Genomic DNA, 10,353 nt, shown 5'->3' with positions numbered 1-10,353 from the left:
CGAGGTGGCGCGGTTGCCACGGGCGTGCCACACCCCCTGAAGGGCGACGGCTAGTGTCCCCGCACGGTCGAGTCGTACTGCACGACACGACGGTGCACGATTCCACCTGGCACGGCGTCTCCGGACGCGGTGCCTCAGCGGAAACTCCTCCGATACTCCGCCTTGCTACGGATCCAGGTGAGTGCCCCCTCAGGATTCTGGCGTATCCAACCTACGGCCACCCCTACCTTTTCGGTATGGTCATAAATTCTGAACCCTTTCATAAGTGCGTCTCGGAGGCTCACGCTGTTGGCAAAAATATAGGACTCAACACATCGGACTGAGCACGAACATGGAGATCAACAAGTACTGAAGTCTTGGTGTTCTATGCTTCTGACTATCAAAGACATCGCCGCACGGCTGAAGGTGAAGGACAAGACCCTTTACGCCTGGGCCGCTCAAGGGAGAATTCCTACCCTCAAGATCAATGGAGTCATCCGATTCGAGCCGGAGGCCATTGACCGATGGCTTCAGGATTGTCAGATGCTCACCGAACGATCCTCTCCCTCCGCCAAGCGTAGGCGCTTACAGTCGGCCAGAGACGTAGATCACCTCATTGAGCGAGCCAAGCGTGCGGTTTATACTCACCGCGGGGAAACCAGACCAATAGCGAGCCCATTCAGAGAGGAGGAAGCGAATGGGTCTCTGTAAACGAGGAAAAGTGTGGTGGATGGATTTCATGTTTCATGGCAGACGCGTTCGACGGTCCACGGAGACCTCGGACAAAAGGCTGGCTGCAGCAATTCTCGCGAAGGTGACAACACAAGTCGTCGAAGGAACGTTCTTCGACCATCGTGAAGAGGACGACCATACGTTCCGGGACATGATGGAACGCTACCTCGCCGAATGTTCGAAGATGAAGGCTCCGAAAAGCTGCGTGCGTGATGGTACGTCTCTCAAGCACCTTGTGCCAGTGCTCGGGGAAAAGCTTCTATCCGAGATTACGCCTAAGAGTCTCGTCGCCTATAGAACTCAACGGCGTACAGAAGGCGCTGCACCTGCCACGATCAATAAGGAGCTGCAATTGGTGCGGCACGCCTTCAATCTGGCCATGCGGGAGTGGGAATGGTGCCGGGAGAACCCTATGCACCGTGTGTCCCTTGAGCAGGTGCGGAACGAAGTGGATCGTTGGCTGAGTGCCGACGAAGAGGACCGTCTCCTTGCCGCTTCGTCGCCTTGGCTTCAAGAAATTATTCGCTTTGCGCTCAACACCGGGATGAGGCAAGGGGAGATCCTCAATCTGCAATGGCAGGATGTGGATTTCACGCGTGGAACACTCATCGTGATGAAAAGTAAGAACGGCACACGCCGCACGATCCCATTGAACACCACCGTGTACGACCTGCTGGCAGCCAAACAAGGTGCAACGGGCGCATCATCAGGTCTAGTGTTCAAGACTCCTTTGGGCAATACACTGCAAGTCCGTTTCCTGGTGCGGGAGTTTTGTGAAGCACGGGATCGGGCAGGGATTCTCGATTTCCGCTTTCACGACATGCGGCACACGTTCGCGACTCGGCTCGTGCAACGCGGGATCGATCTCTACAAGGTCCAGCGTCTGCTCGGTCACAAGACCAGCACGATGACGCAGCGCTATGCGCATCACTGCCCTGAAAGCTTGCGTGATGGGGTCAATGTGCTGGAACACCGGCCGCCGATTGACACAAATTTGTCACAATCGGGCAGGTCGATGAAGGCGGGATCTTCGAAGTCGTTGATTTAGTGGTGAGCCGGCTGGGACTCGAACCCAGGGCCCTCGCCTTAAAAGGGCGATGCTCTACCGACTGAGCTACCGGCTCACACAGGAAGGTGAATCGTGGATCGTTCTTTGTGAACGGCTGGAGAAACCCCAGTCAAAAAATCACGGATGCATCATAGCATTGACGAATGACCAATGACCATCGCCTATTTTTTGAGGCGTTTGGGGCGTCGGCGGGAGCAATCCAGCGGATTTCGCAACATAATGGTTTCCGCACGCTTTGATCCGGTCGAAATCATGTCGATGCGGCACTCCACCAGCTCTTCGATACGTGTCAAATAGCGTTTCGCTTCGGCAGGGAGCTGCTTATAGCTCGTCGTTCCCGTCGTTGCCGTACTCCACCCCTTCATCCGTTGATAGACGGGCTCGCTGTTGGTCAACACATCCAAATCGGCCGGCATGGTCTTGTAGATGATGCCGCCATGTCGATAGCCCGTGCACAGTTTCAACTCCTTGCAGCCATCCAGCACATCGAGCTTGGTCAGCGCCAGCGAGGTCAACCCATTCACCGCCGTCGCATGGCGAACCACCACCGCGTCAAACCAGCCGCAGCGCCTGGCACGTCCCGTGGTTGAGCCGAACTCCTTCCCTCGTTCCTGGAGCCCTCGTCCGACCTCATCCGTCAGTTCGGTCGGAAACGGTCCGCTCCCAACCCTGGTGGTATAGGCCTTCGCAATGCCCATCACGGCGTCGATCATCGTCGGCCCGACACCGGTCCCGGTACAGGCTCCCCCGGCCGCTGCACTCGATGAGGTCACGTAGGGATAGGTGCCGAAGTCCACGTCCAAATGCGTCCCCTGCGCTCCCTCAAACAAGACCGTCTTGTTCTTCTCAATGGCCCGATTCAGCAACATGGTAGTGTCAACGATATGGTTCCTGAGTCGATCGGCATAGCTCATGTATTGATCGAAGACTTTGTCGACCTGAAAGGTGTCGACTTTGTAGAGTCGTTCTAAGAACCAGTTCATCTCGACCAGATTTTCTTCGAGTTTTCTCTTGAACAACGTTGGATTCAGCAGATCCCCCATGAGGATGCCGATCCGTGCCATTTTGTCGGCATAGGACGGTCCGATTCCTCGCCCGGTCGTGCCGATCTTTCGGGACCCCTTCGACTGTTCAGACGCACGGTCGATAGCCTTATGATAGGGAAGGATCAAGTGCGCTCGCTGGCTGATGGCGAAGTTCTTGCCGATCGTGATGCCCTTGGCCTGAAGCTGATCCATCTCCTCGATCAAGGAACCGGGATCGACCACGACCCCGTTACCGATGACACAGGTGATTCCTCGGTACAAGATTCCCGAGGGAATGAGATGGAAGATGTAGGTCCCCCGTTCATTGATGACGGTATGCCCGGCATTGGACCCACCTTGGTAGCGCACCACGATGTCGGTATCACGGGCTAAGATATCGACGATCTTCCCCTTGCCTTCGTCGCCCCACTGCGCACCGATAATGACGAGATTTCCCATAGTTTAACGACGTCCAGGTCCCGATTTTGGCACGAAAAAATGGCTCTGACCCGATTGAGCGATCAGAGCCAAGGGGGCTCATGGTAGGTATCACCTACTGTTTTGTCAAGCCGTCCGTCTCAGAGAAATGGTATCGAAAACCGTTTGTATCCATAATTTCTTCGGAAAGGATCGCAGCACGGGTTTCTTGACTGGCCTCTATCAGCGTGTTAGCATGCCCCCTCGATCTCAACATCTTCATTTTTCGAATTAATTTCCCTTATTCTTTGCGTGAGAGTGGGGCTGTAGCGCAGTTGGGAGCGCGCGTGAATGGCATTCACGAGGTCGCCGGTTCAATCCCGGCCAGCTCCACCAAACCGCACGTCGTGTGAACCAACCGATTTATAAAGGCCATCCATCTTGTCGCTGTCGGATCAATCCCTTTGCTCTTTTCTGGTCTAACTAGCATGTTTATTCTTCACCTATCGGGCCGATTCAACTTCATTCAGTGGCCTCGGCTCCCAACCTGCTGACTGTTTTCGTTCGTTCGAGTTCATCTCTGAAAACCGGGTTACTCCACTTCACACGGAAGGTTTGTGCCGATGCTCCAAATTGAATCGATCAGCAAGCAATATTCCACAAAGGTGCTGCTTACAGAGGCCTCTGCGCATCTTCGGCCGAACTCACGGGTCGGTCTCGTCGGCCCGAACGGGGCCGGCAAAACCACTCTCTTTCGCATGGTCCTCGGTGAAGAGTCACCGGACAAAGGCTCGATCCGCAAGCGACCACGGCTTCGTATCGGCTATCTCCCGCAAGAGCTGGAAACCATCACCGGCAAAACCGCGCTCGACGCCGCCCATCGCGACGAATACCCGGAACACGAGGCCAAACGCATCCTGATGGGGCTGGGGTTTACCGAAGCTGATTTCGATCGCCCCGTCGAAAAACTCTCCGGAGGCTACCGGATGCGGGTGGCACTGGCCCATCTGCTGCTCTCCAACCCCGACGTGTTGATGCTCGACGAGCCGACGAACCACTTGGATAAGCCGACGCAGCGGTGGTTCGAACAATTTCTGATCCAGTCCGGCATGACACTCCTGATCATCAGTCACGATACGGCATTTCTTGACCGCGTGGTCACCCACATCTGGGAACTCCGCCATCATAAAATCGAAGAGTACCGCGGCAACTATTCGCTCTTCACCAAGCTGAAGGCAGAACGAGATTCCCAGCTTCACGCCTCGGCGACCCGGCAGTCCAAAGAGATCGCCCGTGTTCAGAAATTCGTCGATCGTTTCCGGTATCAGGCCAATAAGGCCAGCCAGGTGCAATCACGGCTGAAGCAACTGGAAAAAGTGAAGCGGATTGAAATCCAGCGGGACCCGAAACGCGTCAAGTTCCGATTTCCTCTTCCCTCCGCCAGCGGCCGTCAAGTATTGGATCTTGCCGGAGCGAGCAAGCGTTACGGGGAAAAGATCGTTTACAAGACACTCGATTTTTCCGTGGAGCGTGGGCAACGTGTCGCATTGGTCGGTGAAAACGGGGCCGGCAAGAGTACCCTTTTGAAGATGCTCTCCGGTGTGCTGGCTCCTGATACCGGCACCAGAACGGTCGGGCACGGAGTGACCTTGCACTACTTTGCCCAGCATCAGGCAGAAACGCTCAATCCCGAACACTCGGTCCTCGAGTCGCTCGAAGAGGTCACCAAACATGCGGAGATGAATTTTCTCCGGGGGATTGCCGGTGCGTTCTTGTTCTCCGGCCAGGATCAGAAGAAACCCATCAAAGCGTTGAGCGGCGGTGAACGGAACCGGGTCGCCCTCGCCCGCATGCTGGTGGAACCGGCCAATACCTTGTTGCTCGATGAGCCGACGAACCACCTGGATCCGGCCTCCGTCGATGTGCTCACTGATGCGTTGGCTGAATTCCCGGGAACGATCATCTTCATTTCGCATGATCCGACGTTTCTGACCCGCATCGCCACCCGCGTCGTTGAAATTGAAGACGGGAAAGCCCGAAACTTCATCGGGGACTACGAGTATTATCTCTGGAAAAAGGCGCAAGAGTTTGAATCGATCAAGGAGACGAGCGAGGAACTCGAGGGTGCTTCAGCGCCCACGTCTTCCGGCCCGACTCGTGCGATGGCTCAACAGATTCAATCAAAGGGGAAAGGTGGGGAACGACGAGACTTGACCAAGACCCAAGCACGCCTGGAAAAACAAGTCTCCCGAGCAGAAACAGAAATTGCCGAGGCGGAAACCAAAATTAAAGCGCGCGAGTCCGAACTTTCCGATCCCAAACTCTACGCTGAGTTCGATCGTTGGAATCTGTTGCATCAGGAACAGGACGGATGGAAGCGGGACCTCGAGCGACTGACCGCTCGCTGGGAATCACTCTCGGCCGAACTCGAGACTGTGAAACAACAGCTGGTGGCGATGGGCTAGCGATGTCTCCGTACGGGCCGTAGGATTCTAGCCGTCGATGGATGACGGCGTTTCGGGCCAGGGCCTCAGACGGAAGCTTTGAGGGTTTCCTCCAGGTAGTAGTACAGCCAGCGGTGCTTTTCTTTTGTCACCAATTCATCCCACACGACGCCGATGAGGAATCCCTTCTTTTCCCATGGCCTCACCCAGGCGACCATTCCATCGAGTTTTTCCTGCTGTTCGACTCGATCAGAATCCAGGAAGGCAAACGAGACGGTGACTCTTTCATTCGAAGGAAACCGTTCTTTCGTGTGAAACCCCGCCCCAATCCTGTTCACATTATCTAAGACCGCCGTACAAGCCCGCCTGCCGCTCTTCGGCGATACCAAGGCCGACCCGACCAACTCGGCTCGGACGAATTTCCGTCGCTCACTCAGCGCGGTGGCATGGGCCGATATTTTTCCTTCTCCTCGCCTCATCGTTCTAAGTATAACCGATTAGACGAGAATGTACACCCCGACAATTGGCCCTATAGGGACGGCTTTGGGCGGTAGTACCGACGGTCCTTAAGTACCTGTGGGAGGTGGGTTTGCTCTGTTCGTGCTCTGGGATCATCATGAACATAGCGGTACTCTGTTCCATACCCCAAGTCCTTCATCACGGAGGTCACTGCATTCCGGAGGTGGAAAGGAACTCCTAAGTTTCCATGGGCTTGTGCATCCTTTCTGGCTTCCAGAAGCCCTATATAGGACGCATTGTCCTTTGGCCGCGAGGCGAGGTACGTCGTCCCATGCGCCAGATTGATCTGTGCCTCCGGAAGCCCAACAAGCTGGACGGCCTGTGCCACCGAGACAGCCACGCCAAGCGCGAGCGGGTCGGCATTGCCGATATCTTCCGATGCAAAGATCACCATCCGACGGGCAATGAACGTGGGATCCTCTCCGGCCTCCAACATCCGCGCCAACCAGTAGAGTGCCCCATCTGCATCGGAATCGCGAAGACTTTTGATATAGGCCGAGATGGTATTGTAGTGCTCTTCACCGGACTTGTCGTATCGCAGAGCCTTTGCATTCAATCCGGATTCCAGCATCCCCACATCGATGGCACGTGTGCCATCCGGTCCTATCGGCGCCTGCCTTACGACAAATTCCAACGCCGTCAGCATCGCCCTCGCATCGCCATTGCCAAACGCGACCAAGCGCTGACGGGCTTGTGATGACACACAGGCCTTTAGTTGTCCTACCCCTCCCTCCGAATCGTTCAGCGCCCGATCCAGGATGAGCCCCAGAGCCTCGTCGCTCAGAGATTTCAGCACCACTAAAATTGAGCGTGACAACAAGGGGCTGATGACTTCGAACGAGGGATTTTCCGTGGTCGCCCCGACCAGAATGATGGTGCCTCGTTCGACATGGGGAAGGAACGCATCTTGTTGTGCCTTATTAAACCGGTGAATCTCATCCACGAATAGGATGGTCCGTTGAGCGTTGATCAACCGGCGTTGCTCTGCTGCCTTCATGATCGTGCGCAACTCAGGCACCCCGCCGGTCACGGCCGAAAAGGATACAAACTGTCCCTTTGTATATCGGGCAATCAGATGAGCGAGCGTCGTCTTCCCCGATCCTGGTGGTCCCCAGAAGATGACGGAAGAAAGCTGGTCTGTTTCAATGGCCTTCCGCAAAGGACGATCGGGACTGACGATCTCATCCTGACCGACGAAATCGTCGAAATCACGTGGCCGCATCCGCTCTGCAAGCGGAGCATCAATGGCGGGGTCATGCCGCGGCGCGGTGAATAGATCTGGGGCCTGTTCATGAGAGCGGGTCATCTTGCTCCTCACACCGTTCGGGAATTGTATACGCAGGGCCACGTGAGCGCAAATGACCGCTTGACCCTGCAGGCAACCGATGGTACGACGTTCGACACGTACAGGATGACCGATGCTCGCTCAGATCAATAACATCTCTCTCGCCTTCAACGATCAGGGGACCGGACTTCCCCTTGTCTTCCTCCATGCCTTTCCACTCAACCGCAGCATGTGGGAGTCCCAGGAGAGAGCCCTTTCATCACAGTTTCGAGTGATTACGGTTGACCTACGAGGACACGGCGAATCCGATGCGCCGCTTTGGCACTATTCTCTGGATCAAGCAGCTGATGACGTTTGCAACCTACTGGACCACCTATCGATCCGGCATGCGGTGTTCATCGGGCTGTCGATGGGAGGCTATATCGCCTTGGCGTTCTATCGAAAGTATGCCGAGCGTGTGAGAGGGTTGGTCTTAGCTGACACAAGGCCCCAGGCAGATACAGCGGATGGGAAACGGGCACGATTTGAGATGGCTCAGATGGCCTACAAACAGGGGGCATGCGCGATTGCCGACACGATGATCCCGAAATTATTGAGCCCTACAACGATCCAGACGAGGCCGGACCTGGTTCAACGAGTACGCACAATGATCGAAGGCAACCAAGTCAGCGGCATTGCCGGAGATCTCATGGCCATGGCAGAGCGACCTGATTCCATCTCGCTCCTCCAACAGATCATCTGTCCCACTCAAGTCATCGTCGGTGAACTGGACGTCCCGACCCCACCTTCCGACGCCCGGCTCATGGCGGAGAGAATTCCCAATGCCCGTCTGACCATCATTCCAGGAGCGGGCCATCTCTCAAATCTGGAACAGCCGGAGCTGTTTAACGAAACAATCCGTTCCTTCGGGTCGACTCTGACACGATCAACGGTGGGTTGAAGGGAGAGAGTGCCAGATCCCTCACTCCGGGTCGCCGACGCTGCCCCGCCGAATCAATTTCAAAAACTCCTCGCGGGTCTGCGACTGGCTGCGGAACGCTCCCAGCATGGAGCTGGTGACGGCCACGGTGTTTTGTTTTTCCACGCCCCGCATCATCATACAGAGATGTCTGGCTTCGATGACGACGCCGACACCATGAGCGTTCAGCTTCGTGCTCAACGTTTCAGCGATCTGCACGGTCAACCGTTCTTGAACTTGCAGACGCCTGGCGAACATATCGACAATCCTCGGAATCTTGCTGAGGCCGACCACCTTCTTGTTGGGCAGGTAGCCGACATGGACTCGGCCAAAAAACGGTAGCAGATGGTGTTCGCACATACTGAAAAAATCGATGTCTTTGACGATGACCATTTCGTCATATTCGATCGGAAAGAGCGCACCGTTTAAGAGATGGTCGATATCACGCTGATACCCCTGCGTCATAAAGGCCAGGGCCTTGGCCACTCGCTCTGGGGTCTTGAGGAGCCCATTCCGACTGGGCTTTTCACCGAGGGCGAGGAGCATCTCCGTGACCAGCGATTGGAGGACCGATAAGTCCGGAGCCCTTCCGCTTCCGTTTGCGTCTTCCACCGATGTCGGTCTCTTCTCTCGCTTTGGTGACTTTCTCACGATGTTCCCCTTCGGCTTATATAGCACCCGTATATTCAAAATAGTTGTCTCTGGTCTCAATGACCCCGACCTTATGCAGACGACCGGCAGGCAGCAGCGGGTTGAGAATGTCCCAGATCACTGTGACAAGATTCTCTCCCGTCGTGGTCAATGCAGAGAACGCCGGGTCACTGTTCAGATCCTGATGATCAAAACGCCCGATGATCGTGTCGGTGACGAGGTGGTCAAGAGAATCCAGGTTGCTCATATTCTCTGCCGTTCCGGCACAAATCGTCACCAGGACCACATAGTTATGCCCATGACCATTCGAATTATTACATTTGCCGAAGGCAGCCCAGTTTTCTTCAGGTGAGAGGAGATCCGTGTGGAGCCGATGGGCGGCGCAAAAGCGATAGCGTCTGGTCACATATGTCTGTGACATTCAATCCGGTGACTCGTGGTGTGGGTAAAACGCTAAGACTGCTCGATGTTCGAGCAGTCTTAGACGGGAGAGTCCATGATCGGCATTCCTACGGTCATCCCGTAGCCACGCTTACGCGCTAAAGGAGCTGCCGCAGCCACACGTCGTTTTGGCCTGGGGGTTCTTGATCGAGAAACCCGAGCCCTGCACACTGTCGACGTAGTCCACTTCCGCACCCTGCAGCAAGGGAGCACTCTGTGAATCCATGATGAGTTTCACCTCACCCTTTTCGATGATGGTATCGTCCTCGGCCATCTTGGATTCAAAGGCCATCCCATATTGATAGCCATGGCATCCGCCGCCACGTACGTACACCCGCAATCCGACCACGTCTTTTTCCTCGGCCATCAATTCCTTGATCTTCTGTTCCGCCACCGGCGTAATGTTAACCATTTCATCCTCCTCTATAGATCGTTCCAGCCCACTCGGCTGGCTAGAATGTTAGTCTAACACCTCTTCTTCCAATATCAACCCCTTGCCTCTGATGCCGCCCGCTGTGGTTGCTCCCATTTGGCTTCCGGCACGCGCACCACAACATCTCCCAACACCCGAGCCTGACAAGCCAAACGATGCCATGGTTCCGTCAAGGCTTCACGATCTAGCAGGTCTTGCTCGTCGAAATCAATCTCCGAGAGATGCTCCTGTCCCATCTGAACCTCGACCCGGCATGTCGTACAGGACGCGTTCCCGCCGCAGTCGTGATTCAGGTGGAATCCCAATTCCTTGGCGGCATCAAGCAGCGAGACGTTCTCATCAACCTCTCCACTTCGCCCGTCCTGGTGCAGAAACGTCACTCGTGGCATGATGACGTCTC

Annotated in this window: 11 protein-coding genes and 2 tRNA genes; 5 read left to right on the top strand and 8 right to left on the bottom strand. The window is 55.5% G+C overall.

Going from position 1 to position 10,353, the window contains the following annotated elements; genetic code table 11:
- Positions 1 to 366: 366 nt before the first annotated feature.
- Both ACYX34_RS04610 and ACYX34_RS04605 read left to right on the top strand, forming a co-directional pair.
- The gene (locus tag ACYX34_RS04610; RefSeq protein WP_462075375.1) at positions 367 to 690 is read left to right on the top strand and encodes a helix-turn-helix domain-containing protein; all 324 of its coding nucleotides are present in this window, start codon (positions 367 to 369) and stop codon (positions 688 to 690) included.
- Complete coding sequence (locus ACYX34_RS04605; protein ID WP_462075374.1) at positions 677 to 1,759, top strand: phage integrase; 1,083 nt, start codon at positions 677 to 679, stop codon at positions 1,757 to 1,759. Before ACYX34_RS04610 ends, ACYX34_RS04605 begins: the two co-directional genes overlap by 14 nt.
- Here ACYX34_RS04605 and ACYX34_RS04600 read toward each other — a convergent pair.
- Positions 1,760 to 1,835, bottom strand: a tRNA-Lys gene (locus ACYX34_RS04600). It abuts the gene before it with no gap.
- 106 nt (positions 1,836 to 1,941) lie between these two features.
- Positions 1,942 to 3,264, bottom strand: a complete 1,323-nt coding sequence (locus tag ACYX34_RS04595; RefSeq protein ID WP_462075373.1) for an adenylosuccinate synthase — start codon at positions 3,262 to 3,264, stop codon at positions 1,942 to 1,944.
- 278 nt (positions 3,265 to 3,542) lie between these two features.
- On the opposite strand from ACYX34_RS04595, the gene ACYX34_RS04590 reads away from it, so the two are divergent.
- A tRNA-Ala gene (locus tag ACYX34_RS04590) sits at positions 3,543 to 3,618 on the top strand.
- Positions 3,619 to 3,845: 227 nt separating this feature from the next.
- Positions 3,846 to 5,687, top strand: a complete 1,842-nt coding sequence (locus ACYX34_RS04585) for an ABC-F family ATP-binding cassette domain-containing protein (RefSeq protein ID WP_462075380.1) — start codon at positions 3,846 to 3,848, stop codon at positions 5,685 to 5,687.
- Positions 5,688 to 5,752: 65 nt separating this feature from the next.
- Here ACYX34_RS04585 and ACYX34_RS04580 read toward each other — a convergent pair whose 3' ends face one another.
- Together ACYX34_RS04580 and ACYX34_RS04575 are read right to left on the bottom strand one after the other, a co-directional pair.
- Positions 5,753 to 6,145: a PilZ domain-containing protein gene (locus ACYX34_RS04580; protein ID WP_462075372.1), complete on the bottom strand. Its 393-nt coding sequence runs from the start codon at positions 6,143 to 6,145 to the stop codon at positions 5,753 to 5,755.
- 50 nt (positions 6,146 to 6,195) lie between these two features.
- Entirely contained in the window at positions 6,196 to 7,491 is a 1,296-nt protein-coding gene (locus tag ACYX34_RS04575) for a replication-associated recombination protein A (RefSeq protein WP_462075371.1), read from the bottom strand.
- A 112-nt stretch (positions 7,492 to 7,603) separates the two neighbouring features.
- On the opposite strand from ACYX34_RS04575, the gene ACYX34_RS04570 reads away from it, so the two are divergent.
- Entirely contained in the window at positions 7,604 to 8,410 is an 807-nt protein-coding gene (locus ACYX34_RS04570; protein WP_462075370.1) for an alpha/beta fold hydrolase, read from the top strand.
- A 21-nt stretch (positions 8,411 to 8,431) separates the two neighbouring features.
- On the opposite strand, the gene folE is transcribed toward ACYX34_RS04570, so the two are convergent.
- From folE to ACYX34_RS04550, 4 genes are all read right to left on the bottom strand, one after another.
- Complete coding sequence (folE, locus tag ACYX34_RS04565) at positions 8,432 to 9,040, bottom strand: GTP cyclohydrolase I FolE (protein WP_462075379.1); 609 nt, start codon at positions 9,038 to 9,040, stop codon at positions 8,432 to 8,434.
- A 55-nt stretch (positions 9,041 to 9,095) separates the two neighbouring features.
- Positions 9,096 to 9,500 (bottom strand): 6-carboxytetrahydropterin synthase, encoded by a 405-nt coding sequence (locus ACYX34_RS04560; protein ID WP_462075369.1) that lies wholly within the window; start codon positions 9,498 to 9,500, stop codon positions 9,096 to 9,098.
- Positions 9,501 to 9,611: 111 nt separating this feature from the next.
- Positions 9,612 to 9,932 (bottom strand): iron-sulfur cluster insertion protein ErpA, encoded by a 321-nt coding sequence (erpA, locus tag ACYX34_RS04555; protein WP_462075368.1) that lies wholly within the window; start codon positions 9,930 to 9,932, stop codon positions 9,612 to 9,614.
- Between the two features lie 74 nt (positions 9,933 to 10,006).
- Positions 10,007 to 10,342 (bottom strand): 2Fe-2S iron-sulfur cluster-binding protein, encoded by a 336-nt coding sequence (locus tag ACYX34_RS04550; RefSeq protein ID WP_462075367.1) that lies wholly within the window; start codon positions 10,340 to 10,342, stop codon positions 10,007 to 10,009.
- Positions 10,343 to 10,353: the final 11 nt, after the last annotated feature.

It is taken from the genome of Nitrospira sp. CMX1 (assembly GCF_054902215.1).
Note: the sequence above shows the minus strand (reverse complement) of the source record. Positions and strands in the feature narration are given on the sequence as shown.